Below are 25,537 nucleotides of genomic sequence, written 5' to 3'. Positions count from 1 at the left end.
TAGTAAGCCATTATTGTTTTTTTATAGCAGAACTCATTTCCTTACTGATCCTGCAAGTTGATAAAAACATCGTCAGCTTTAACCGAATCCGGAATCAATTCACTTTGTACCAGCCACTTCCGCACGTTCTCCCAGGAGGAAGCGTCCTGCCAGCCAAACGGCTTGCCATCCTCAGTCATGAGTGGCAGCAGAATGTCCAGACTTTTCGCTTCAATCTCAGGATCCAGCGGAGACGTTGCATTTTCATGTGCGAGCAGAATGTTCAGTGCTTCTTCCGGATGTTCCATCACATCGTTCTGACCTTCCTGGATCGCTTTGACGAAGCGGGTGAGCTGATCTTTCTTCGCCTCGATTCCCTCATCGCTTGCCGTCAGAACGAGTTCGTAATAATCTGGTACGCCGTAATCGACTGGATTAATCGACTTGACGGCATGACCTTCTTTTTCGAGAATCAACTGTTCATGATTGATAAAACCACCCATAATCGCATCAGCCTGACCGGTGGCCAGCGAAGGGATCAGATCAAAACCGACATCCACCAGATTCATGCGGTCCGGATTGCCTCCATCCTGACGGATCATCGTTCGTACCATGGCTTCATACAGGGGAACGGAGGAATACCCTACGGTCAGTCCTTCAAGATCTTTGGGCGTGTTTACGTTCCCGTCCTTTTCCGTCATTAGATGAACGAGTGGATGCCGAACCACAGCGGCAATGGATCGTACGGGAATGCCTTCCCCACGGGCTAGCAAAATTTGCGGCTGATAACTCAGCGCCAGATCCACTTTGCCGGCGGCTACAAGTTTGAGCGCATCATTCGTATCGGCAGGCATCTGAATGTCCACATCGAGACCTTGGTCTGCGAAATATCCCTTTTCCTGTGCTGCGTATATAAAGGAATGGACTGCGTTCGGATACCAGTCGAGCATGATGGACAATGAATCATGGTCACCAGACGACGTTCCGGTTGTTGTTGAATCTGTGCCCTGTACCTGGGGATCGGAATCGGACGATGACGGGTTCGCGCCTTTATTGCCACAACCGCTGACGATCAAAAATAAACAGATGAGGACAGGAAGCAGGATGTGAATGATTTTCTTTTTTTTCATGGATAAATGGACCTCGTTTCGTTCATTTTTGTTTGGTTCCAATCGATGATATGTTTCAAAAAGATCGACAGGAAGGAGCAGCACTTGTTATCTCATTGCGATTGCCTTTTAATCGACTTTCCTCTGCGTTCATGGTCTGCATTCCGCTTCAATCCAAGAGATCGCTCCAGCCAGGCAATAAGCACAAACAGACCGATGCCCAGCAAGGATAACAGCAGGATGGAGGCAAACATGGCATCGGTATTCATGTTGCTTGACATTCTGCGGCTGAAATAGCCAAGACCTTTGCTGCCTCCGAGCCATTCGCCAATGGTTGCACCAACCACGCAGTACACCACCGACATCTTCAACCCCGAAAAGAAAGAGGGAAGTGCAAGAGGCACCTGGAGTTTACGGAACAGATCCCACTTGCTCGCCCCCATGGTCATCAGCAGTTCACGCTGCTCCGGGTCACCTTGACGGAGACCATCGTAGGTGCTGACCACAATCGGGAAGAACGCGATCAGAAACACCACGGCGACTTTGCTCCAGAGAGTATAGCCAAACCAGAGAATGAATACGGGGGACAGGGCGATGAGTGGAATCGTCTGACTGATCACGATGAAGGGGTACAGCGCCTTTTCAATTGCGCGGCTTAGGTGCATGCCCGCTGCAAGAGCGCTTCCGGCGACGATGGACAAGCCGAAGCCAACTGCAACCTCTATCAATGTGGTAGGCAGATGGGTGGCCAGAAGCAGATGCCGATGCTCAACTAGAGAACTCGCTATCGATGTAGGTGCAGGAATAATGAAGGAAGGGACCCAGCCCAATCGCACGATACATTCCCAGCCGGCCAGCATCATGAGGAGAAGCGATGCGAACAGGCCATAGCGGGCAAACCATCTGGTGACGCTAAAGCTTCGCATGTAATTGTTCCTCCAACCGTTGTCGCATCTGAATAAGATTCGGATCATAGACCATGTCCGAATGCCTCGGACGGGGCAGAGGCACCGTCATGTCCAGCAGCTGCCGACCACCAGGAGTTAGAAGGATGATCCGGTCACTTAATAACAGGGCTTCTTCAATATCATGCGTGATGAACAGCACCGTTTTGCCGAGGCTTTCCCACAATTCAAGCAGCCAGCGGTGCATCTCCCGCTTGGTCATGGCATCGAGCGCGCCGAAGGGCTCGTCCAGCAGCATCAGCTGTCCTCCCGTCAGCAAGGTGCGCAGCAGGGCGACCCGCTGCTTCATGCCGCCGGACAGTTCGTCCGGGTAGGCATGCTCATAGCCGGATAAGCCGAATCTGTCGAGTCCGGCCATAATGTCAGCTCGCAGCTTAACCTTGTCCTGCTTCCTCGGGGCAAGCTCCGAGGGAAGCAGGCAGTTCTCCATAACGGTCCGCCAGGATAACAGCAGATCCTTCTGCGGCATGTAGGCAACCTGCCCAAGTCGCTGTCCGGAAGGCACTCCCGCAATTTCGATCATGCCGTCCGTCGGTTCAAGCAAGCCCGCCAGCAGCTTGAAGAGTGTGCTCTTGCCCGACCCGCTGGAGCCGATCAGCGAGACGAATTCTCCTTTTTTTACACACATCGACACATTGGAGAGGACGGGGGAATCCCTCTGATCCGGGAAAGTGAAAGTCATGTTGTGAATCCGTACATCGTTGCTCATCGTGTTCCGTGCCCCCTTGGTATGAAAACTGCCTGAACGAAAATGCACCTGGTTTGCGATCTGTATGTAAACGCGAAAAGACCCACCCATTTCCGGAGAAATGAGTGGGCCTGTTAAGTTCAACCGACATTCATGTTCATATGAATATGTAAAAAATCAGTTAACTGAAAGTCCGCTCCACTTCCCTCCGCTGGTATGATCCAGATCAGGTTCAAAGGGTCCGAATACATTCATTCGTCTCAGCCGCAAGGCTCCCCTAGTGCAATCGTTCAAGATATGCAGTTGTGTACACAGCATATATCACGTGCCCGCGAGATGTAAAGAGGGCTTAGAGGCAAAAGTTAAACGTTAAACGCATTCGCGGATTTACCTTGGCTTCCTAACCCGATATAATGGTGATGGCGCATATGGGCCGGATTAAAAATGAGGGTGGGACTGTTCTCCCTCCTAAGCAGAATGGGGACCCCGAGTTGAAAACGTTCAAGAAAGTATATATTGAAATTACAAGCATATGTAACCTGGCATGCAGCTTCTGTCCACAAACCAAGCGTGCCAAAGGATTCATTGACCCTGAAGTCTTCAACAATATATTGGATCAAATTAAACCACATACCAAACATATTTATTTGCATGTCAAAGGGGAGCCGTTGCTTCATCCCAAAATTGATCTGTTACTGGATTCCGCGCATGAGAAGGGATTCAAGGTTAACATTACAACGAACGGAACGCTGCTGCCCAAGACCCAGCATAAGCTGCTTGGCAAACCGGCCTTGCGGCAAATGAATTTCTCCCTTCACAGCTTCGACGGGCATGAGGGATCGACAGACCGTGAAGGATACCTCAGCAACATTTTGTCTTTTGCCAGAGAAGCGGTGAAACATAATGTGATCATCTCGTTCCGACTCTGGAACCTGACGCAGGACAACTTCACGAATGCCCAGATGAATCGCAACCGGGAGACGCTGGAGGTACTGGAGCGCGAGTTCAACCTGGATTTCCGCATTGAGGAAAAGGTGGTTCCAGGCAGCGGCGTCAAAATTGCGCCGAATGTCTATCTCAATCAGGACCACGAGTTCCAGTGGCCAAGTCTGGATGCACCGGAGGATGATGGCAAAGGCTTCTGCCATGCGCTGCGCAATCAGGCGGCGGTCCTGGTGGATGGCACGGTTGTTCCGTGCTGCCTTGATGGCGAAGGTGTCATTAATCTTGGTAACGTCCATGAGAAGTCATTCTCGGAGATTATCGAAGGCGAGCGGGCGAACAATCTGGTTTATGGTTTTTCCAAGCGGGAAGCTGTGGAGGAACTATGCCGGAAGTGCGGATATCGTCAGCGGTTCGGAGCTTAGTCAAATAAGATATATTTAAAAGCGTGCCCTTCGAATTTTATTTCGATATGGCACGCTTTTTGCTTTTTTTATTGCAGAATAGTTTTGATAATAAAAATTGAAATCAATTCAGGATAACAACTTTTTTGTAAAATCATAGTTTAATGATCTTGTTTTTATGATTTTACATGGTATTATTATCCTATTGATCAGGAGGTGATATAGTTCCATAGATTCATATAATATTGTTTTTACCTACTAGAAGCCTATTGAGGAGTGTGTTTTAGTTTTGAATTCAAAATGGAAAAAGTTTAATCGCAAACTATCGTTGATGCTTTCTACGTCGCTTGTTGTCTCCATGTTAGCTCTTAATTTATCTGTATCGGCAGAAGTGGCTACATCTAAAACTTCTTTTACTGATATTGATCATTCGTATGCCAAAACGGAAATAACCAAACTAGTGGAACAAGGAATTCTGACAGGTTTTTCGGATGGGACATTTAAGCCTTCTGATTCCGTAACACGAGCTCAATTGGCAAAAATTATGGTCGGTGCACTTAAGTTACAGCCTGATACATCTGAAGCAAGCCAATTCAAGGATGTAAAGGAAGATCAATGGTATGCCGGCTATGTAGGTGCACTGGTCAAATCCGGGATTGCTCAAGGCACTTCCAAAGATAGCTTTTCACCTAATAAGAACGTGACAAGAGAAGAATTAGCTGTATTTTTCGTTAGAGCTTTTGGTTGGAACCAACAAGACGTAACGAGCCAAACATCCAAACCTCAACTTTTTGATTTGGATCAAGTATCGAACTGGGCAAAAGATTCTGTAGCATTGGCCTACCAATCGGGCTTCATCAAAGGATTAGTTCAAAAAGATGGAACAGTAAAATTTAATCCTTCAGGAATAGCAGATCGCCAAGCGTTAGCGAGACTTGCCTATGAATTTGTAATGAATAAGTCTACATATGATAGTTACATGACTCCGGCCAAGACAGAGGACGGAACTGAAGAATCTAACGAAGCAAAACCGGAAACGACAAAACCTTCTGAAGGTAGTAGTAAAGGAAGCAGTGGTAGCAGTTCCGGAGATAAAGGGAACGGTAGTAACAATGGTGGAAATAATGGAGGCGGGGAACAAGCTCCTAGTAAAAATCTTACCGCTCCAGGTGAATATACGCTTGGGGATGTAACTGGAAATGTAACTATTAGTTCTCAAGGTGTCACTCTAAAAAACACTAAAATAAATGGTGATTTGAAAATACTTGAGTCCGTAGAAAACGGTGACGTGACTCTTGATAATGTTAATGTTACGGGAACCACTGAGATTTATGGCGGAGGACCTAACAGTATTCATGCGGTGAACTCCGTTCTAGCAACAGTGATCGTTGACAAAGGAGATGGCAGTATCCGTCTGGTCCTTGAAGGTGGAAGTGATGTTCAGCAGATTGAAATTAGATCTGGTGCGATCGTACAGAATGTTTCCACGGGTCAGGTCGGACCAATCGATATTGCAGAGTCCGTTCCGCATAATGCTTCGGTAGCTCTAAGCGGAAGTTTCGACTCCGTAATGGTTCATGCGGAGCAAGTTTCAGTGGAATTTGGAGATGACTCCACCATTGGCAATCTCGAAGTATTCGAACAAGCATTGAACACTGTGTTTAAAATTAACCATGGTGCTGTAGTGAATCGGGCGATATTGAATGCAGTTGTACAATTTTCTGGTGGGGGAGCATTAACTTCGGCTCTGGTTAATGTAGAAGGCATTGATTTCAGTCAACTGAATCAGTCCCCAACCATTGAAGCAGATCCTACGGTGACGAGTGTCGTTTATTCACCGGAAGCAGCGGAGTTTTCAGCAATTGATTCAACCCGTCAGATCGTATTAACGGGGGTTACTGGATCAGCGTCGTCTAAGGATCTTACTTCGTTTGCAACATGGGATGTCGAAGATAGCTCCATCGCCGTCGTTAACTCAGGCAAGATTCAGGCCAAAGGTAACGGTACAACAGTTGTACAAGCCAAATATGGAAATTTTGAGATCAATGTTCCAGTAACCGTTGCAGTGTATAACGAAGGAACAGCCTATCCAACCCTCACAGGGATCCAAGTTACCAATGGAAGTGCAAAATTGGTGTTTACTGAAGGGTTTGATATCTCTGAACTAACAGCAGATGATTTTGTAGTTCATGCCTATTTGAATGGGGCAGAGCGGCAATTGAACAATCTGCAGTACGATAATGGCGAGTTTACTTTTGACGCTGTTAACAGTTACGGGTCCACATTATACATCACTGTAGAGTCTGATGTGGATAAAACACATTTTGCAGGAAGCCAAAGTGGTGCGATCAAGCTGACAGGGTTCGGTGGTCATATCAAGGATGTTGCTGGAAAGCCGGTAGCCGATCTACTGATTTCCTTCAGAAAAGGACTGGACAACAAAACCGGGGACGTTGTTGGAACGGTAACAACGGATACGTATGGCAACTATCAAATTTATCTTCCACCAGGCATCTATACAGGTGAACTCGGAGGAGGAGATACGAAATATATTAGAACGTATCTCATCGGTGTCTCTGCAGTAAATGTGGAAAATAGAAATGAAAATCAAACAGCTATTGAAATACCTTCGCAAGATGAAACACGCATAGTTCTGACATGGGGAAAAGACCCAGCTGATTTGGACTCACACCTTGTAGGTCCTGCAGGTGACAACGGCGTGTTCCATACGTTCTTCGCGGATAAGCAATACTATAATAATGACGAACTTATGGTAGATCTGGACTTGGATGATGTCACGTCCTATGGACCTGAAACGACTACAATACGTCACCTGCTTCCTGGAACATATACGTTTTATGTGCATCATTTTTCAGGAGCGAGTACTATCAAGAGTTCCGGAGCCAAAATTGAAGTGTTCCACGGAGCTGTAGCTGCACCAAGTGCCTCGTTTACGGTAGAGGAAGGAAGCGGCAACGAGAGATACTGGGTCGTTTTCAAAATGATTGTATCGGATAACGGTTCAGTAACATTTGAATCTGTGAATACATTTACGGATATCAACCCTCTCAATTCCCTTCAATCAACTATTGAAGATAACGAAGAAGAGTTGTAGAAATAACTGATACTTAGAGGTTAACGTCATCATAGTACCTTTAGAAACCCTGTCTTTCATAGACCAAGGGTTTCTTTTTTTGTATCTTTACAGGCTGTAAATGAAGCATACCGGAAGTTGAGATCAGCACATTCCATGCGGAATGGATCGACAAACAATGCTGGGAACGCAGATATCATGCCGACATTTGTATACCTAATCTAATGATTATTATCATTACACTCCTGATTTGGTAGGATCAGGGTAGGTTCCAGGACAGAGGTGCACCTCTCCAGGATCCGGGAAGACAAGCTGGCTTAAACACTAATTCATCAGAACAAGGGAGGATTTACGCATGAAAAAAATGTTATCGTTGCTGCTCTCCGCAGGTCTGGTCGCTTCCGTTTTTGGTGCATTACCCGTGTCTGCTGCTCCCGAAATTGTGAAGACGACGATTATTGTCAAAAAAGGTGAGACTTATGACGGCAAAGGAAAGAGTGTAGCCGCAGATCCCAACACATTGGGTGATGGCAGTCAGGCCGAGAATCAAAAGCCTATTTTTCGTCTCGAGGCAGGAGCTACCTTGAAAAATGTAGTGATCGAGGCACCGGCAGCCGATGGCGTACATTGTTATGGCAACTGCAATATTCAGAATGTCACCTGGAATGATGTCGGAGAAGATGCGCTTACGCTTAAATCCGCGGGTACGGTTAACATTACTGGCGGTGCAGCATACAAAGCCTACGACAAGGTGTTCCAGATGAATGCATCGGGGACGATCAACATTAAAAACTTCAGAGCCGATGATATCGGCAAGCTGGTACGCCAAAATGGGGGGACTTCTTACGCGGTCACCATGAACGTGGACAGCTCCAACATTTCCAATGTGAAGGATTCCATTCTGCGCACAGACAGCAGCTCTACGGTGGGCAAAATAACGAATACCCGCTATTCCAAAGTGCCTACATTGTTCAAAGGATTCGCGTCAGGTAAAACAAGTCAATCGGGGAATACGCAATATTAAAAACCATGAAATAAAGGCATCCACGAGGATGCCTTTTTTTCCATTTGAATGTTCATCTGTTGTTTTTGATGATAAAAGTGACTGCTTGCCAGGGATTGCCACAAATACCCAAGTGGTGTACATTAGTAGCAATGAAATAAAGTGAACCGGGAGCTCAATGAAGTTGGGCTGAGATTGGGGCCTTATGCCGCTGACCGTATATCTGATCTGGGTAATGCCAGCGTAGAGAACATGAATTCATGATAAGTAACTAGGTGGATGAAAACTGGAACGGTTGATCTCGGAATGCGAGTGGAAGCAGGCTTGCCTCGTGAATTGAACCGGAGTCCATTTTATTCTGTGCTACTTCATATCATGATATTTGACACTGTGCGTGAAGCTTTCCCGGAACCGGGGAGGCTTTTTTTATTTTCATTCCATAACCTCAAGGGGAACAGAGAAAGGAAGTAGAGAACATGTTAACAACAGTGCGCAGCAACAAATTGAAGTTAACCGATATTTTGGTGACGATCGTGATTGCGGTCGTATTCGGGGTCATCTACAAAATATGGGGACCGACGTATGATCTGATGAAGCCTTTCGGCGTGCATGCGGAACAGATGATCTATGGCATGTGGTTTATGGCGGGCACGTTCGCCTATGTCATCATTCGCAAGCCGGGGGTGGCCATCCTGGCTGAAGTTGCAGCCTCAACGGTAAGTGCTTTTCTCGGAAGTGAATGGGGAATGTCCACCTTGGTATACGGTCTGTTGCAGGGGCTGGGCGCTGAGATCTTCTTCGCAGCATTTCTGTACCGCAAAACGAATCTGTTCGTCACCTGTCTGGCAGCCATCGGTGCAGCAGCAGCCTCGCTTTTGCTCGATTACCAGTATGGTTACATTGACTCGCTGTCAGCGTGGAACTATACATTGTTTATCGGCTTCCGCTTCATTGGGAGTATTCTGATTGCAGGTGTATTTGCGTATTATCTTGCGAAAGCACTTGAACTGACAGGTGTGACCCGGTCCTTGAGACCTGTCTCCAAGCAGGATTATGAGGCACTGGACTAGATGAACGGAGAAGGGAGTTCGCAGGCGGTAGGCGTTACCAATCTAAGATGCAAGTTCCCGGGAGAGCAGGACCTGGTATTCCAGGGCTTGTCTCTCTCCGTGCGTAAAGGGGAAAAAGTGCTGCTGCTTGGTCCAAGTGGTTCAGGCAAGTCCACGCTGCTGCAAATTTTGAGCGGCCTGATTCCGCGGTCCGTGGAAATTCCGATGAAATGCGATGAGATCCAGGTGCCGATCCAGCCGGGCATTGTGTTTCAGGACCCGGATACCCAATTCTGCATGTCCTATACGGATGAAGAGATTGCTTTTGTACTTGAAAATCGGAATATCCCCCGAGATCGGATGCCTGTGCTGATTCAACATTATTTAGAATTGGTTGGGCTTTCTTTTGAACATAATCGTGCATTGATTCAATCGATGTCCCAGGGGATGAAGCAGCGCCTTGCAATTGCCTCCGTCCTTGCCATGGAGCCGGATGTCCTGTTTCTGGATGAACCAACTGCACTGCTCGATGATGTGGGAACCACACAGGTGTGGGATACGGTGAAGCAGGTTGCACAAGACAGGACGCTCATTATCGTGGAACACAAAATTAATGAAGTTGTGGACGTGGTTGACCGAATTATCGTGCTGTCGCCCGAAGGGAAGATTGTGGCGGACGGACAGGCGGATCAGGTGTTTGCGAATGAGCGGAATATGCTCAGAGAGTATGGCATCTGGTATCCGGGAGTATGGGAAGAAGTTGGAGCCGGGAAGATGGAAGCGAAGCAGCAATTTTCTCAAGATGTCTTTAAGCATGTGACCTTCGGATCCGGCAATCGCGCAGAAGTCGAAGAGGATGATTCCAGAGAATCAGGTTTAGCCCATCCAGCACTCGAATTGAGGCAATTCGCAGGATCGCGAGGGAAGACGCCGGTTGTACAGATTGATCAAGCTGAGGTATTTCACGGGGATTGGGTAGGAATCGTTGGAGCTAATGGTGCTGGAAAAAGTTCATTATTGCTTTCCTTGATGAATATCCTGAAAACGACGGGTCATTATCGTGTTGAAGGACAACAGCCCGGTAAGACCAGAGAGCTGGCTGACCGCATTGCATTCGTGTTTCAGAATCCGGAGTTTCAATTTGTTACGAATTCGGTTTTGGATGAGGTGGAATTTTCCTTGCTCGGCGGAGAGCTTACTGCGGAAGAACGTAGGTCCAGGACCATCGATATGCTGGAGCAGTTTGGACTTAGGGAGCTGTCGGAGCGACATCCGTATCAATTGTCGATGGGACAGAAACGCCGTCTGAGCGTAGCTTCCGCTCTGGTTCGCAGACAGCGGATATTGCTGCTGGATGAGCCCACATTCGGGCAGGACGCACGCAATACGTTTGCCATGCTGGGACAACTGGAGCGCCTGCGTCGTGAGGGAACGGCCATTGTCATGGTCACACATGATCAGGAAATCGTGAACAGATATTGTACTAAAGTGTGGACCGTAGTAGAGGGGAGGGTCACGCATGCAGCTTTCGTTTCCTCATCGTGAAACCTGGCTGCACGCCGTGAATCCGGGCCTTAAAGTTATTTTTCTGACCCTGATGTTTGTCTTCGTTATTCTTATTCACAATCTGAACATTATGATCAATGTAGCTGCTGTAATGCTTCTGTTACTATGCTGGACGGGTCACCCGTGGCATCGGTTGCTGCTCTATGCGTCGCCTTTTCTATTGATATTTATCTCCACTTCGACAGGCATGATGATGTTTGGCAAAGGCGAGACGACGTGGTTCAGATATGGACTGATACATATCACGGAAGAGAGCTTCTATCGCGGGCTGCACCTGGGGTTCCGTTCCCTGAGCATGGCGGCTGCGGGATTATTGTTTGGGCTGACCACCCGCCCGGTTCGTCTATTCTATTCACTCATGCAGCAATGGCGTCTGCCGCCCAAGTATGCCTATAGCTTTTTGGCCGCCATGCGCATGATTCCCATTCTGCTGGACGAATTCCAGACACTGCGTTATGCAATCCGCATTCGCGGCACGCAGCAGCGTGTCTCGCACTGGAATGTATACGCGACATTGAAGCGATATGCCATTCCCCTGCTCGCGCAGAGCATCCGGCGTGCAGAGCGCATGGCCATCGCCATGGAAGCAAAAGGATTCGCAGATGGCGCAAGCCGGACATATTACATCCAGATCGGGTATTCCAGGGCAGATCTGTGTTTTGTAATTTATTTTATCGCATCCCTTACTACGGCTTACACGCTAGGCTGTGAATTCCCTTATTACTCGGCAATGCTGGATGTCAGATGAAGGACAGGACAGAACTTTTTATTTTGATGGGATCGTAACTTTTCCTTGTTCAAAACGTCTTTAATGGAAATAACTTCAAATGGATGGAGTGAACAGATGTGAAGACAGGCGGGAACTGGCGCAAAAGGGGTTACAGATGGATCACCATTACGGGAGTAGCTGCTGTGATGGTTACAGGATACATGCTGCTGGATCTGAATGTGGCTGCCCGTGAAGGCCAAGTGCCGGAACCAGTTACACAAGCCCTATCGACATCAATAACCTATAAAGCCGGAGAAACCGTTACTTTGGGAAAAGGACTGCCTGTGTATGCCCAAACGGTTGATCACAAGGTTCCCGTTGATCTGATGAGAATATCCACGCATACCTCCGGCGGGGAAAAGATGAAAGTACAGACTGTTCGCGGAGAATGGATCAAATTGAATCATGACGAGTTCGGGAATTTCTGGGTACCCGGATGGTACGTATCCAAGGAAAGCCAAACGCTGAAAAGGTTGGTTCCGCAGAACTTTACACTCCGGACGGGCAGTAAGCTGTATCTGTATCCTGGAAGCCAGACAAGCTGGCCTTCTGGGGCTTCTCTAACGGATCATGCACTAATCGTGGCAGCGACGAAGGATTGGTATGGCGTCTCCGTTGCCCCTCGGACCTGGAACAAAGAGTCGAACGTATACCGTCCAGCGATCATCTGGGTTAGGGCGAAGGACGTGCAGCAGCACGTGAACGTAGCGGACGGCTGGTTCGGGAATCAGGCTTCCATGTCTACAACAGATGTGCGTCATCTGACGGATATCTTATTAAATAAAAGCACTACTTCGAAACAAGCTGCCCAGTGGCTTGGCGAGCCGGATTGGAAAGAGCATTCCCAGAATCTGAATGAAACCAATGTTACCATGAGCATTGGACAGACCTGGCGGTATGAGCGGGAAGATGCACAGTTTCTGGTAACGTTCAGCAAGACGGGAAGGCTCCTGCAAACACGCTGGAACATCCCGGTGGATGATCGTAATAATGTGGTCCCATCGGATTGGAATTTCAGTCGTTCGGACGACGATCAGTTCACAACCAAAATTGTTGGCAAAACACTGCCTTCAACGTTACCGTGGAAATCAACATGGACCAATCAGGGAAAGCTGAATTATCCCTTTTTGCAGGCAGCAACAGAGGATGTGCTTCTGATGAAAGGAGACGACGGCGGATTTAGCGGCATGCATTATGACAAATCCGTATACGCCCTTGATCGACATACCGGAAAAAATTTGTGGGAGATCCATGCAGGCTACGGCGCACTCCAAGCGCAGGTGGATACGAAGCGTGAAGGTGTAACGCTCTTTACGTCTTATACTCCGGGAGATCAAGAGTACAAAGACCGCATACGTCACATTAAACTATCGGATGGGAAAGTGCAGTGGGAGTACAAACCCGGCTCCAAACTTTCACTTCGTGGTATTACAGCTGCGGAACATGTTGTGGTGGTGGATAGCCCGGTTGCGGAAGGCTCCAGTCAGGGACGAATCACCGTGCTGAACAGTTCTAATGGCAAAACCCTCTGGACAAAGAAGCTAAGTGCCGGATACCAATTGTTCAACCAGACGGCAGATGACCCGCATGTGATGTATTGGGAGAAAAATCAACTGATTGCAGCCGACCCGCTATCAGGTCGTACGGTATGGAGTATCAAAACCGGTAAGCCTACTGTGGATCATATCGAGAATGATCCGTACTTCGACGGAATAACCCGGCTTGATCCATTCACGAAGGCACAGCCTGAACGTTGGATGCTGCTTGGGGATCAGTGGGTGTTAGTTGACCTGAATTCAGGCAAGAAACTCGCTCACTTTCAGGCTCGGAACGGACAGCGCTTCGAAGTCCTGAATGATGGCATGCTGTTGATCCGCGAAAATAAGCAAGGTGACCATTATGGAGATTATTTCGATTTTACAACGACACTGTATGATGCCAGGAACGATAAGAAAGTATGGACGTTAAACGACAAGGTCGAACGAGGGCTTGTGGAAGGTGATCAAATCGTTGTGATCAAGAACGGTTACCCGGCTGCACTGGATTATAATACGGGAAAAACACGCTGGGACGCACAACATACGATCTCTTCATTGAAATATCCTACCAACCAGGGGAGTTACCTGACCATTCATGACCAACTCCTGTTACCCATGGGTGACGATCTTCTGGTCATGAACAAAGAGGATGGTACGCTGGTTGGCCGCGTGTATGACGTGGTCATGGGATCACCGGAACACCGGGATCGGGATGCCAAGAATGGCACAATGAATCGGGTAGGGGATGAAATATACATCGGTTCCTCGAACGGGCGATTCAGCTTGTATCTTGCAAACGATTTAATAACAGATATCTCTCGTTAAGGCTTGTTTCACACAGAATGTTGCTTTATTATAAATGAACAGGATTGCTCGCGCTCCGGTTATCGGCTGTGCGGGCTTTCTTCATGTGTTCTCGAAGAACCATGCATGATTAATCGCAGGAGGAATCTCCATGATTTCATTATACGGCGTAAGCAAGCGTTATAACGAACGCGGGTCCCGGGCTGATCAGGGATTCGAGGCGTTAAGCTCTGTCTCGCTTGAAGTGGGACAGGGGGAGATTCACGGTATCATCGGCTCCAGCGGTGCAGGCAAATCGACGCTTCTCCGCATGCTGAACGGACTTGAACAGCCGGACTCGGGTGAAATAACCGTAGGCGGACAGCAGCTGACCCGGATGAGCGAACGCGGTCTTCGTCAGGCGCGTCGTTCCATCGGCATGATTTTTCAGCACTTCAATCTGTTGAGCAACCGAACGGTGATTGGCAATGTATGCATGCCTCTTGAACTGGCAGGTGTTTCCCGGAAAGAACGGGAAGAACGCGGACTTGAGGTGTTGAGATTTGTGGGTCTTGAGGATAAGGCGAAGCAATATCCTGCTCAGTTAAGCGGAGGGCAGAAGCAGCGCGTGGCCATTGCGAGGGCTCTTGCGAGCCGGCCTGATGTATTGCTCTGTGATGAACCGACGTCTTCGCTCGACCCACAGACAACGAATGGTATTCTGGATGTGCTGCGCCATGTCAATGAGACACTGGGTGTGACCATCGTGCTGGTTACGCATGAGATGGAGGTTGCGCGAAGACTCTGCCACCGGATTTCCATTATGAAGGAAGGGCGTATTGTCCGCACACTAACGGAAGCCGAAGTTCGCAGCATTCCCGCACCGCAGCCGGATTTGCTGACGTCCCTGCTTACAGGCGAAGAGGCAACGACGGTGGGAATGGAGGACAAGGAATAATGATACCTGAATCCGTATTGAAGTATCAGGATGAGATATGGAAGGCGATCGGAGAGACCTTTGTCATGGTTGGCATCTCGATTGGGGCAGCTGTCTTGATCGGGCTTCCGCTCGGTACGCTGCTGTATCTGTTCAGAAGAGGACAACGGTATGAGAACCGGCCTCTGTTCACGATTCTGGGCAGCCTTGTCAATATCATTCGTTCGTTCCCGTTTCTGCTGCTGGTTGTATTCATGATTCCGTTCACGCGGATGATTGTGGGTACGGCGATGGGCACATTGGCGGCGGCCGTGCCGCTTTCCGTTATCGCGATTGCTTACTATGCCCGCTTAGTAGAACAGGCACTGCTCGATGTGCCCAAAGGTGTGGTTGAGGCTGCATCGTCGATGGGTGCATCAACCATGCAGCTTGTGCTGAAATTTTTGTATGTGGAAGCACGTTCAGGTCTCGTACTTGGACTGACCACGGCAACGATCAGCTTTATCTCCTATTCCACGGTGATGGGGATTGTCGGTGGTGGAGGCGTAGGCGATTTTGCCATTCGTTACGGATATCAGCGGTTCGAGACGGAGATCATGGTATTTACGATCATCATGATGATCATTCTGGTGCAGATGATCCAGTTTACCGGAAGCAGATTGTCCCGCTGGCTGGATCGCAGATCATGAGGCAAAAAGGTTTACAGATGAGAAGAATTGAGTAGGACATTACAGATTACACGATGAAGGGGTTAGAATGGGAATGAAATCAAAAATGATCCTTATGCTGCTCGCAGTCATGCTGGTTGTGTCCGCATGCGGCAAGAAAGAAGAGACACCTGCTGCGGAGGGAAATAATGAAGGCAGCCATGCGACTCAGGAAGTTACTTTGAAAGTGGCCACATTGATTCCGCCAATGACGGATGTACTGGATATTGTAAAGCCGCTGCTTAAGGAAGATGGCGTGAATTTGGAGGTAGTCGTGCTTTCCGATAACGTTCAACCGAATACGGCATTGAAAGACAAGGAAGTAGACGCCAACTTCTTCCAGCATGTGCCTTACATGACTCAATTTAACGAAGCCAATAATGCGAATCTGGTAGCTGTACAGCCGATCTACAACGCGATCTACGGCGCCTATTCCAAAAAGTATAAATCCACTGAGGAACTGCCTGAAGGGGCAACGGTTGCTATTGCCAATGACCCTTCCAACATTGGACGTTCATTGGTCATGATGGAACAAAACGGTCTGATCAAGCTGAAAGAAGGCGTAGGATTCAACGCAACACAAGCGGACATTATTGAGAATCCGAAGAACTTTAAGTTCCAGGAAGTGGACCTGCTCATGTTGGCCCGTATGCTGGATGATGCAGATCTGGTTGCCATGACGCCAGCGTATGCAAGCCCGCTGGGACTTACACCGAAGAAGGATGCATTGTTCACAGAAAAGGATGACTCCCATTTTGCGATCACTCTGGTTGCACGTGAAGACAACAAGGATTCCGAAGCGATTCAGAAGCTGGCCAAACGCATGGCAGGACCAGAAGTGAAGGCTTTCTTCGAAGAGAAGTATGCGGACATCGCCATTCCGGCTTTTGAATAACATTTGATATGCATAAAGTGATCTGATCAGTATCCGATGAAAAGGGCTGGCTGATCTACTAAAAAGATCCGAGCGGAATCCGCTCGGATTTTTTTTCGTTTATTTGCATGGGGATGCCGTTTAAACGTTAGGTTTGGCTTGACGTTCTTTCTCCCGTTCCATAAGCCGCATCAATTTCCGTTCGGTGGCCGTATCCTGTGCTGGTGTGTAGATGCTGCACCGCAGATCGGTATTCCCCTGCACCTGTAACGAGGTCAGGTCGAACAACATTTTGCCGGCTCTGGAATGTCTGAATTCAATCAGTACATCTGGTGCACTGCTCACGCTGCTTTGTTTCCACAGGGACTGGAACTCCGGATATCGATCCATCATTTCATTCAGAAACAGATTGTACCATTCATCATCGACATATTGGCCGTAATAGGCACGGAAGATCGCAAGGTATCCGAGGACAAAATCCTCCCAGTTTACCGCCAGTCTCCGAAATTCCTTTCGTTCAAATAATAGACTGATCATATTTCGCTGTTCCGCAGGAATCTGCTCAAAATCGATGAAGACATGCCTGGCTGCCTCATTCCAGCCAACAATGTAGCAGCGGCGATCGGAAATGATGGTGGACAATTCTGGAGCTCCTGCAGTATTTTTTGCAGGGAAGGATGGAGCTGGTAAGGTTCTTCCTCAGGGATATGCAGCTCCGAGTAATGCTCCATGGCAAGAGAGAACAAGTACTTGCGTTCATCCGGGGTCAGTTTGAGTGCGGAAGCAATGTTATCCAGCACCGAATGAGATACCTGGATATCCCTTCCCTGTTCAAGCCAGGTGTACCAAGTCGTACTTACGCCAGCCAATTGGGCGACCTCTTCTCTTCTCAAACCTGGTGTTCTGCGCCGGGTACCTTCCGGCAAACCGACCGCTGCGGGAGCAATTTTGGCACGTTGTGTTTTCAAAAATACGGATAATGCCTGAAGCCTGACATCCTGGTTCATCTTATTCCACCCCAACCTCATTTTATCATGGTAGTCATTATACTATTATAATTGACAACTTGTAATAGGATACTGCACGTGCCAATATAAATGCAGAAGTTCAGTCGGGTAGCACGAAATGGCTAAGGAGGATGAGTAAGATATGGAACGCGAACGTGTTGTGATTACGGGTATGGGAATCATCTCGCCGCTGGGGAATGATGTAGATACATTTTGGAACGGACTCGTGAAAGGGAAATCAGGAATATCATTAATCGACAGCTTCGATACCACTTCATATAAAACCAAAATGGCCGGTGTCGTCCGGGATTTTGACGGAGAGGGCCGCTTCGGACGCAAGGAAGCCCGCCGTATGGACCGATTTTGCCAGTTCGCTGTAGCAGCAGCTGACGACGCTCTTGTACATTCGGGTCTGGATATGGAGAAAGTGGACAGAGAGCGGGTTGGAGTATATATTGGTTCCGGTATCGGCGGCATTCAAACATTGATGGAGCAAGGGAAGCTGTTGTCAGAACGTGGCCCCGGCCGGGTGAGTCCAACCCTTGTGCCGATGATGATTTCCAACATGGCAGCAGCCATGGTAAGCATGAAATTCGGATGTTGGGGTCCGACCCTTTCCCCTGTAACTGCCTGTTCAATCGGGAATACAGCCATAGGTGAAGCTTTCCGGCTGATTCGTGACGGAGGCGCAGATGTCATTATTGCAGGGGGAACCGAAGCGGCCATAACGGAAGTTTCGCTGGCCAGCTTCGGTAATGCCACCGCATTATCGACTAGAAACGAAACCTATGAAAAGGCAAGCAGACCGTTCGATGCAGGCAGAGATGGCTTTGTTATGGCAGAAGGTGCGGGGATTGTGGTGGTGGAATCTCTATCACATGCCCTGGCTAGAAACGCGAATATTCTCGCTGAAATTGTGGGATACGGAGCCAGTTCAGACGCCTATCACATGGTTGCAACCCACCCGGAAGGACGAGGAGCATTTCTGGCAATGAGAGCGGCTCTTGCTGATGCGAAGCTTGAGCCCCATGAAGTCGATGTGATAAACGCCCATGCGACCAGTACCGAAGCGGGAGACCTATCGGAGACCAGAGCTATCAAGCAACTTTTCGGTGATGCAGCTTATCGCATTCCCGTAACGGCTAACAAATCGATGACTGGGCACATGTTGGGAGCCGCGGGTGGAGCGGAAGCCATTTCACTGATCCAAACCTTACAGCATGGCCTCATTCCACCAACCATCAATCAGGAGCAGCAGGACCCGGACTGTGATTTGGATTATGTGCCTAATGAAGCCAGAGAGGTGGAAATGCAGATCGGAATGTCCAATTCTTTCGGTTTTGGCGGACATAATGCCGTTGTCGTATTTCGTAAATATTCATCCTGACAACAAGAGAACAGCAGCAGCCAAAGGGCTGTGCTGTTCTCTTTTCAGGTTGTGCTATGGGTGAACCTGATCGCCTAGGAAGAGAGGGATGTTGATTCCGTTTTGCTCGTAAAGGACTTCTTCAGCCATTGGCCGCGCCATTTGGATTGCATAATCAATACGAGCAGCATGGATGCGGCCGCAATAAGACTAAGGATTACGAATCCGGGCGTATAGGACTGATAGGAACTGTACAATTGACCGAGAATCAGCGGGAGTGCATATCCGCCCAGACCTCCTGCCGCGCCGACAATGCCCGTCATCAGACCGATTTCATTGCCGAATCGCTGCGGAACCAGCTGGAACACGGAACCGTTTCCCGCCCCAAGGCACATCATGCCCAGGAATAACATCACGACCACAACGGGAAGAGGTGGGAGGAAAGACACGCCCACAAGCATGATGCAGGCCCCCGTGTAGAGGAATGTTAGCATTCGCGTACCACCGATTTTGTCTGCCAAGTAGCCACCAACAGGCCGGAAGAAGCTGCCTGCAATGACGCAAAAGGTTGTGATGTCAGCGGCCCGAACAGGCGACAGGCCATATTGGGTATTGAAGAAGATGGTCAGATAGTTGCACAACCCGACGAAACCGCCAAAGGTTACACAATAAAATGCACAGAATACCCAGGCATCCCTTTGTTTCAGCAAGGTGCCGTATTCAGATAGCTTCTTCGGTGCTGGTCGGTTAGGACTGTTACGGGCAAAGATGGAGAAAAGGATGAAAACGACCACGATTGGAATGATAGCGAGTCCGAAAACGACTTCCCAGCTGCCGAAATGAGTAGCCAGTCGGTTGGCAAAAAGGGTAGCGAGCACTGTCCCACTATTCCCTGCTCCGGCGATTCCCATAGCCAGTCCTTGATGCTCCTTGGGATACCATTGACCCGCAAGTGGAAGGGCAGCGGCAAAGGAAGCACCGGCGACACCAAGCAGAAGAGCAACAACGTATAACTGGCTAAGCGAGTCAACCCACAGCCAGCCTAGCAGTAAGGGAACAAGTGTTACTCCCATTCCGATCTGCGCCGTGAGTTTTGGACCGATATAATCAGACATAAAGCCAAGGACAAGTCTAAGAATGGAGCCGCCAAGGATGGGCAGTGCCACCAGGTTGGCTTTCTCCAGAGGGGTCATCGGGTAGTCCATTGCAATAACAACCGCAAGCGGACCAAGCATGCCCCAGATCATAAAACTGATGTCAAAATACAGAAATGCCCCGAAGAGACTGGGCTTATGCCCGCTCTTCCAAAAACTTTTGCTCTCCATCATTCAGCATCGCTCCTCATCCAATTGAATAATCTTAACCTGTCTCTGTGCAGTTCGGGCAGAAAAAGGCCGCAATTCGTCCAGATCATGAACGATTTGCGGCCTCATTGCCGGCAGGCAGGACACGTCATTGTGTCCTGCACCTGATTTGATCACAGCACGGTGATTTTGATTCAAATTATAAAAAGAGAATTTATTTATGTCAAGAAAAATAACATTAAATTTTGAAATAAATCATTTTGATTCGTTATCCAGATTTATGTGTTAATTTTGTTGACATTAACTATGGATTGCCGTAATCTGAATCTAATATGAAATCACACAATGGCGTGTGATTTCCGGAGGCAACGGTGCCCTTTTCCGATTCATGGAGAAGGGATTTTTCTGTTTACTTTTAATTCAACATGTAACAGAGACAGGGGGCAGCCCATGAGCAAGAAGAGACTGGTCGTTATCGGAAACGGGATGGCAGGTGTTAGGTGTGTGGAAGAGATTATTGCAGTATCTCCGGATACCTATGAGATTGTCATCTATGGAAATGAACCACGTCCCAATTACAATCGGATCATGTTATCCAAAGTTTTACAGGGTGAACACGATCTGCAGGACATTATTATTAACGACTGGAGCTGGTATGAGGAGCATGGCATCCGGCTGTGTGCGGGAGAGATGGTCCACAAGATTCATACTCAGTCCAAAACGATTGAAACGTTATCCGGGATGAAGGATTCCTACGATATTCTAATCCTGGCCACAGGCTCTGCCCCGTTTATTCCGCCTATTCCTGGCGTGGATAAAGAGAGGGTGATGTCCTTCCGCACGATAGATGACTGCACGCGTATGTCTGATTATTCCAAAGTACATCGTAAGGCAGCCGTTATTGGTGGCGGATTGCTTGGACTTGAAGCTGCCCGAGGGCTGCTGCATTTGGGAATGGAAGCAGTTGTGGTCCATAACGCACCTTATATTATGAACCGACAATTGGATCTGCAGGCAGCGACCATGCTTCAGCACGAGCTGGAAGCTCAGGGCATGTCGTTCCTGTTAGCCAAAAACACACAGAAGATCATGGGCCGGTCCCAGGTTCAGGGACTTCAATTTACAGATGGAACCAAGCTTGAAGCACAGGTAGTCGTTGTTGCCGTGGGCATTCGCCCCAATGTCGACGTGGCCAGGCGGAGCGGAATCAGGACCAATCGGGCGATCGTGGTTGACGATTATATGCGTACCAGCGTACCGGATGTTTATGCTGTCGGTGAATGTGCCGAACATCGGGGGATCAGTTATGGTCTGGTCGCTCCCCTGTATGAGCAGGGTAAGGTACTTGCACGTTTTTTATGTGGACAGGAGACAACAGAGTATAAGGGTTCTATTCCATATTCCCAACTGAAGGTCTCTGGCGTTGACGTGTTCTCGGCCGGAAATATTAGCGGAGAAGATATGCAGACGGCTGTACAGATGCTTGATGGCATTCGCGGAACGTATAAAAAAGTATTAATGAAGGAAGGGTTCGTAAGCGGAGCGATCCTGTTCGGGGATACGACAGAGAGTGCGAGCCTGTTGGGACTCGTTCAGCGGGGGGCAAGCGTTGAGGAACTCGCTCCGCGCGAGGAAGGGACGAATCCAGCAGAGATGGCTGCAGCTGCATTGCCTGATCTGGAGACGGTCTGCGCATGTAACCATGTTAGCAAAGTGACGATCATGAGAGCTATACAGGACAAGGGGCTGCAGACTGCTGAGCAGGTTAAAGAGCATACCAAAGCCTCCGGTTCCTGCGGCGGATGCCGACCGATGGTGGCGGCACTGGTGAAGCATACCCTGCATCTTCAGAAAAACGGCGGTAGTGCAAGCGGAACAGCAATGGAAGCGAAAACGGCAGAATGGCCCATTTGCAGCTGTACGGATCTGAGTCATGCCTCGCTGAAAGAAGCGCTCGATCTGGTGTCGGAGGGAGATGGAATGAGAAGAATCATGCAAAGGCTGGACTGGAGAACAGAAGAAGGCTGCCATATCTGCCAACCAGCACTTCGTTATTATTTGAAGATATCCGGAAAATGGATGAATATGCAGCAGCCAGATCGGGCTGGAAACCGGAATGATACCTTGCGGGGGGCTGTTACAGGTATCGAGGTTCATGCCGATGATATGAAGTTCAAAGCAATGGCAGAGGAACTTCGGTTCAGGTGGATGAATGCAGAGATGCCCGCTTCTGTGAGGGTGGCCATGTCGGGTGGAGCAAGCTCCTGGGTAAGCCCGGTTGTGCAGGATATCGGTTTGCAGGAATCTCCCGCTGGCTGGGAAATTTACGCGGGGGGTCATGCAGCCCTTCCGGTAAAAGAGGGGGGGCTTCTCGGACTTGCCGAGGCGGAAGAAGATGCTGAACGACTTATCTCGGCATGCCTGGAGTGGTATCGCCGGACGGCCTGGTATGATGAACCCCTCTGGGCATGGGTAGAGCGAATGGGATTCATATCGATCCGCGAGAACCTGCTGGATCAACCATTCCAGAACGTGCTGGCGGGCAGAACCGTAAGTGAAGTGACTCTTACTTGATCGAAAAGGCAGGGAAGGGAGTGAAGAGGGGAATGAAGACATCAACTGAACACAGTTCGTCTGCTTCAAAACTGCATGTACGGGAGACACAATGCCCGTATTGCAGCGTACAGTGCAAAATGACCGTCGAGGAAGTTGCAGGGCCCATTGCCGGTGAACGCCGTGCCACATACACGGTGGAAGGAGTGCCTAATGAAGCCTCACAGGGAAGATTGTGCGTCAAAGGCATGAATGCACATCAGCATGCACTCAGTGGGCAGCGGCTCCTGCAACCTCTCATTCGTCAGGATGGTGAACTGGTACCTTCATCATGGCATGAAGTCTCTGAGCTTATTGCAAGACGTTTTATCAGTCTTCAGGATCAATACGGTGCAGATGTAATTGGTGTATATGGAGGGGGTTCCCTGACGAATGAAACGGCCTATTTGCTGGGTAAATTTGCGAGGGTTGCCTTAGGGACACGATACATTGATTATAACGGACGCTTCTGTATGTCTGCCGCTGCCTCGGCAGGAAGTAAAGTGTTTGGCATGGATCGGGGGCTGACGTTCCGTCTGTCCGACATTCCGCGGGCCCAATGTATAGTGCTTGCAGGGACCAACGTTGCAGAGTGCCAGCCAACCCTGCTGCCTTATTTCAACCAGGCGAAGGAGAATGGTGCATATATCATCGTTATTGATCCACGCAAGACAGCTACTGCAGCGATCGCCGACCTTCATTTGCAGGTTAAGCCGGGTATGGATGCACTGCTTGCGAACATCATGCTGAAGATCATTATGGAAGCCGGGCTGGTGAATGAGCATTTTGTTAATGCAAGAACCCAAGGGTATGAAAGTTTGCGGAATGCCCTGAGCGAGATAGACCTGGAACAATCCGCAGTACAATGCGGGGTGGCCTTGTCCATGATCCGTCAGGCCGCAATGGCCTATGGCCAGGCGGAGACAGGCATGATCATGACTGCGCGCGGAGTGGAGCAGCAAACGGATGGACATCTCGCTGTCCGTCATTTTCTTAACCTGGTACTGGCGACCGGAAAAATTGGCAGACCAGGCTGTGGGTACGGTGCGATTACGGGACAGGGAAACGGACAGGGCGGAAGAGAGCATGGGCAGAAGGCCGATCAGCTGCCGGGATATCGTTCCATAGAGAATGCGCAGGACCGTGCATATGTAGCATCCATCTGGGGCGTGGCGCCCGAAACCTTGCCGGGAAAAGGCGTCTCCGCCTACGAAATGATGGAGCGGGTTCATGAACAGGAGATCCGTGCGCTGCTTGTGATGGGCTCCAATCCGGTCGTGTCCAATCCCAATGTACGCCTGGTAGAGGAGGGCCTCCGCAAGCTGGATTTTCTGGTCGTGGCGGATATGTTTCTGTCCGAGACGGCAAAGATGGCTGATGTGGTGCTTCCGGTCACGGCTTATTTGGAGAACGAAGGTACACTGACCAATCTGGAGGGCCGGGTTCTGTTACGTGAACAGGGTAGACCGGCACCAGGAGAAACCCGTCATGATTGGGATATTCTATGCTCCATTGCTGGCGGTCTTGGCAAAGCTCCTTATTTTCAATATGAATGTGCCGAGGACATCTTCAATGAACTCAGACTGGCCAGCCGGGGCGGGGTTGCGGATTACTATGGAATGACCTATGAGCGTCTGCGGAGAGAAAAAGGGATCTATTGGCCCTGTGCTTCTCTGGAGGATGGGGGTGAAGGGTTGCTGTTCAGTGATCGGTTTGCCCATGAGGACGGCAGGGCTACCTTTACGAGTGAGTTAAGTGTGGGTTGGCAGGACACCTCTCGGGAATTCCCCTTGATCCTGACCAATGGCCGCGTGCTTCCTCACTATCTGACCGGCGTACAAACCCATCGGAGCCCAACCCTGGAAGCTCGTGAATTAGAAAATTTTGTTGAACTTCATCCGGCTACAGCTGCGCGTAATCGAATTATGGACGGCGAGTGGGTCGAGATTCAATCCCTGCATGGGAGCTTCACGGTTCGTGCCCGCATCAAGGAAAACATTCGTGAAGACACGTTGTTTGTACCAATGCATTGGGGTGGTATTCAGAACGTCAATCGGGCGACAAGGCCTGATCTGGATCCTTACTGCCGTATGCCAGGCTTCAAAACGGCGGCTGTCACGATTCGTTCCATGCGAGTGGTCAGATGAATCAATAATATATTTTGTTAACACAAATCAGGTCTGGTTGGCTGCTGAAGTGGCTGGGAAGTTCCAAGGTTATTGGAACAACCCGGCTTTTTTGCGTAAGTACGTTGGGGTGCAATAGTTCGCAGGTTTCAGGTAAACGTGAGATATGGCCCATGATTGTGGATAGGATATTGTTTATGATGCTAATAAGGGGTACATGTGTACGTATTTTTATTTTTTTATCAGGCTGGCTGAGACGCGATTAGTCAGTTCATATAGAAGAAGGGAGGGGACATCATGAACGTGTGGGTCACCGTCAAAAGCCTGGGCAAACGCAAGCCTGCACTTGCCAAGCAAAAGACAGAACTTCCGGAAACAACCGGAACGTTACGAGAGCTGATCGAATATATGGTACACGTGCAGGTGAACGCTCTTCAGGACAAGATAAACAGTGCAGCGTGGCTCACTTATCTGATGCCTGAGGATATTGAACTTAAGGGATCATCTGGAAAAGTAGGTTTTGGTGCGGTGTACAATGAGGAGATCCCCGATCTGGAGCATGCGGTCCAAACGGCAATGTTAGCTCATGAAGATGGACTATACAAAGTGTTCCTCAATGATGAGGAAATGTCCGAACTTGATGCACCACTGGAGTTGCGGGAAGATGACGAATTGGTGTTTATCCGGTTTACCATGCTTGCCGGGCGGTTGTGGTAGTTTACGATGAGGAGGAGA

The 25,537-nt window shown here is 49.1% G+C and carries 18 protein-coding genes, 1 pseudogene and 1 riboswitch; of the genes and pseudogenes, 14 read left to right on the top strand and 5 right to left on the bottom strand.

Annotation, left to right across the window (positions count from 1 at the left end):
• Positions 1 to 41: 41 nt before the first annotated feature.
• From ABGV42_RS17095 to ABGV42_RS17085, 3 genes are all read right to left on the bottom strand, one after another.
• Entirely contained in the window at positions 42 to 1,109 is a 1,068-nt protein-coding gene (locus tag ABGV42_RS17095) for an ABC transporter substrate-binding protein (protein WP_347382710.1), read from the bottom strand.
• 92 nt (positions 1,110 to 1,201) lie between these two features.
• A complete protein-coding gene (locus tag ABGV42_RS17090) occupies positions 1,202 to 2,014 on the bottom strand; it encodes an ABC transporter permease (RefSeq protein ID WP_347382709.1) in 813 nt (270 codons plus the stop codon).
• On the bottom strand, positions 2,001 to 2,762 hold the full coding sequence (locus tag ABGV42_RS17085) for an ABC transporter ATP-binding protein (protein ID WP_347382708.1): 762 nt from the start codon (positions 2,760 to 2,762) through the stop codon (positions 2,001 to 2,003). The genes ABGV42_RS17090 and ABGV42_RS17085 overlap by 14 nt, the downstream gene beginning before the upstream one ends.
• 165 nt (positions 2,763 to 2,927) lie before the next feature.
• Positions 2,928 to 3,030: riboswitch (TPP riboswitch) on the bottom strand.
• A 202-nt stretch (positions 3,031 to 3,232) separates the two neighbouring features.
• On the opposite strand from ABGV42_RS17085, the gene ABGV42_RS17080 reads away from it, so the two are divergent.
• The 10 genes from ABGV42_RS17080 to ABGV42_RS17035 all read left to right on the top strand — a co-directional run bounded on the left by ABGV42_RS17080 (position 3,233) and on the right by ABGV42_RS17035 (position 16,428).
• Complete coding sequence (locus ABGV42_RS17080; protein ID WP_347383277.1) at positions 3,233 to 4,108, top strand: radical SAM/SPASM domain-containing protein; 876 nt, start codon at positions 3,233 to 3,235, stop codon at positions 4,106 to 4,108.
• A gap of 268 nt (positions 4,109 to 4,376) precedes the next feature.
• Entirely contained in the window at positions 4,377 to 7,202 is a 2,826-nt protein-coding gene (locus tag ABGV42_RS17075) for an S-layer homology domain-containing protein (RefSeq protein ID WP_347382707.1), read from the top strand.
• 334 nt (positions 7,203 to 7,536) lie between these two features.
• On the top strand, positions 7,537 to 8,205 hold the full coding sequence (locus ABGV42_RS17070) for a pectate lyase (RefSeq protein WP_347382706.1): 669 nt from the start codon (positions 7,537 to 7,539) through the stop codon (positions 8,203 to 8,205).
• 455 nt (positions 8,206 to 8,660) lie between these two features.
• Positions 8,661 to 9,254, top strand: a complete 594-nt coding sequence (locus tag ABGV42_RS17065) for an ECF transporter S component (RefSeq protein ID WP_347382705.1) — start codon at positions 8,661 to 8,663, stop codon at positions 9,252 to 9,254.
• Positions 9,255 to 10,778, top strand: a complete 1,524-nt coding sequence (locus ABGV42_RS17060; RefSeq protein WP_347382704.1) for an ABC transporter ATP-binding protein — start codon at positions 9,255 to 9,257, stop codon at positions 10,776 to 10,778.
• Positions 10,753 to 11,547, top strand: a complete 795-nt coding sequence (locus tag ABGV42_RS17055) for an energy-coupling factor transporter transmembrane component T family protein (protein WP_347382703.1) — start codon at positions 10,753 to 10,755, stop codon at positions 11,545 to 11,547. The genes ABGV42_RS17060 and ABGV42_RS17055 overlap by 26 nt, the downstream gene beginning before the upstream one ends.
• 98 nt (positions 11,548 to 11,645) lie before the next feature.
• Entirely contained in the window at positions 11,646 to 13,931 is a 2,286-nt protein-coding gene (locus tag ABGV42_RS17050; RefSeq protein ID WP_347382702.1) for a PQQ-binding-like beta-propeller repeat protein, read from the top strand.
• 130 nt (positions 13,932 to 14,061) lie between these two features.
• A complete protein-coding gene (locus ABGV42_RS17045) occupies positions 14,062 to 14,847 on the top strand; it encodes a methionine ABC transporter ATP-binding protein (RefSeq protein ID WP_347382701.1) in 786 nt (261 codons plus the stop codon).
• On the top strand, positions 14,847 to 15,515 hold the full coding sequence (locus ABGV42_RS17040) for a methionine ABC transporter permease (RefSeq protein WP_347382700.1): 669 nt from the start codon (positions 14,847 to 14,849) through the stop codon (positions 15,513 to 15,515). The genes ABGV42_RS17045 and ABGV42_RS17040 overlap by 1 nt, the downstream gene beginning before the upstream one ends.
• A 73-nt stretch (positions 15,516 to 15,588) precedes the next feature.
• Positions 15,589 to 16,428, top strand: a complete 840-nt coding sequence (locus tag ABGV42_RS17035) for a MetQ/NlpA family ABC transporter substrate-binding protein (protein WP_347382699.1) — start codon at positions 15,589 to 15,591, stop codon at positions 16,426 to 16,428.
• 120 nt (positions 16,429 to 16,548) lie between these two features.
• Here ABGV42_RS17035 and ABGV42_RS17030 read toward each other — a convergent pair.
• A pseudogene (locus tag ABGV42_RS17030) lies at positions 16,549 to 17,414 on the bottom strand (helix-turn-helix transcriptional regulator).
• Positions 17,415 to 17,556: 142 nt separating this feature from the next.
• Here ABGV42_RS17030 and fabF point away from each other — a divergent pair.
• Positions 17,557 to 18,801 (top strand): beta-ketoacyl-ACP synthase II, encoded by a 1,245-nt coding sequence (gene fabF, locus ABGV42_RS17025; protein ID WP_347382698.1) that lies wholly within the window; start codon positions 17,557 to 17,559, stop codon positions 18,799 to 18,801.
• A gap of 74 nt (positions 18,802 to 18,875) precedes the next feature.
• Here the strand turns inward: fabF and ABGV42_RS17020 are convergent, their stop codons facing one another.
• Entirely contained in the window at positions 18,876 to 20,105 is a 1,230-nt protein-coding gene (locus ABGV42_RS17020; RefSeq protein ID WP_347383276.1) for a nitrate/nitrite transporter, read from the bottom strand.
• Between the two features lie 429 nt (positions 20,106 to 20,534).
• Here ABGV42_RS17020 and nirB point away from each other — a divergent pair, with 429 nt between their 5' ends.
• From nirB to ABGV42_RS17005, 3 genes are all read left to right on the top strand, one after another.
• Complete coding sequence (gene nirB / locus ABGV42_RS17015; protein ID WP_347382697.1) at positions 20,535 to 22,658, top strand: nitrite reductase large subunit NirB; 2,124 nt, start codon at positions 20,535 to 20,537, stop codon at positions 22,656 to 22,658.
• A 32-nt stretch (positions 22,659 to 22,690) separates the two neighbouring features.
• Positions 22,691 to 24,823, top strand: coding sequence for an assimilatory nitrate reductase catalytic subunit NasC (nasC, locus tag ABGV42_RS17010; RefSeq protein WP_347382696.1), 2,133 nt, complete (start codon positions 22,691 to 22,693; stop codon positions 24,821 to 24,823).
• Positions 24,824 to 25,099: 276 nt separating this feature from the next.
• The gene (locus tag ABGV42_RS17005) at positions 25,100 to 25,519 is read left to right on the top strand and encodes a hypothetical protein (protein WP_347382695.1); all 420 of its coding nucleotides are present in this window, start codon (positions 25,100 to 25,102) and stop codon (positions 25,517 to 25,519) included.
• Positions 25,520 to 25,537: the final 18 nt, after the last annotated feature.

Source organism: Paenibacillus pabuli (genome assembly GCF_039831995.1).
Taxonomy (GTDB): Bacteria; Bacillota; Bacilli; order Paenibacillales; family Paenibacillaceae; genus Paenibacillus; species Paenibacillus pabuli_C.
Note: the sequence above shows the minus strand (reverse complement) of the source record. Positions and strands in the feature narration are given on the sequence as shown.

What these genes read in the sequence shown, in the direction of transcription:
- ABGV42_RS17095 (WP_347382710.1), bottom strand. Translation starts at nt 1,109, where the DNA reads ATGAAAAAAAAGAAAATCATTCACATCCTGCTTCCTGTCCTCATCTGT.
- ABGV42_RS17090 (WP_347382709.1), bottom strand. Translation starts at nt 2,014, where the DNA reads ATGCGAAGCTTTAGCGTCACCAGATGGTTTGCCCGCTATGGCCTGTTC.
- ABGV42_RS17085 (WP_347382708.1), bottom strand. Translation starts at nt 2,762, where the DNA reads ATGAGCAACGATGTACGGATTCACAACATGACTTTCACTTTCCCGGAT.
- ABGV42_RS17070 (WP_347382706.1), top strand. Translation starts at nt 7,537, where the DNA reads ATGAAAAAAATGTTATCGTTGCTGCTCTCCGCAGGTCTGGTCGCTTCC.
- ABGV42_RS17065 (WP_347382705.1), top strand. Translation starts at nt 8,661, where the DNA reads ATGTTAACAACAGTGCGCAGCAACAAATTGAAGTTAACCGATATTTTG.
- ABGV42_RS17060 (WP_347382704.1), top strand. Translation starts at nt 9,255, where the DNA reads ATGAACGGAGAAGGGAGTTCGCAGGCGGTAGGCGTTACCAATCTAAGA.
- ABGV42_RS17055 (WP_347382703.1), top strand. Translation starts at nt 10,753, where the DNA reads ATGCAGCTTTCGTTTCCTCATCGTGAAACCTGGCTGCACGCCGTGAAT.
- ABGV42_RS17045 (WP_347382701.1), top strand. Translation starts at nt 14,062, where the DNA reads ATGATTTCATTATACGGCGTAAGCAAGCGTTATAACGAACGCGGGTCC.
- ABGV42_RS17040 (WP_347382700.1), top strand. Translation starts at nt 14,847, where the DNA reads ATGATACCTGAATCCGTATTGAAGTATCAGGATGAGATATGGAAGGCG.
- ABGV42_RS17035 (WP_347382699.1), top strand. Translation starts at nt 15,589, where the DNA reads ATGAAATCAAAAATGATCCTTATGCTGCTCGCAGTCATGCTGGTTGTG.
- fabF (WP_347382698.1), top strand. Translation starts at nt 17,557, where the DNA reads ATGGAACGCGAACGTGTTGTGATTACGGGTATGGGAATCATCTCGCCG.
- ABGV42_RS17020 (WP_347383276.1), bottom strand. Translation starts at nt 20,105, where the DNA reads ATGGAGAGCAAAAGTTTTTGGAAGAGCGGGCATAAGCCCAGTCTCTTC.
- nirB (WP_347382697.1), top strand. Translation starts at nt 20,535, where the DNA reads ATGAGCAAGAAGAGACTGGTCGTTATCGGAAACGGGATGGCAGGTGTT.
- nasC (WP_347382696.1), top strand. Translation starts at nt 22,691, where the DNA reads ATGAAGACATCAACTGAACACAGTTCGTCTGCTTCAAAACTGCATGTA.
- ABGV42_RS17005 (WP_347382695.1), top strand. Translation starts at nt 25,100, where the DNA reads ATGAACGTGTGGGTCACCGTCAAAAGCCTGGGCAAACGCAAGCCTGCA.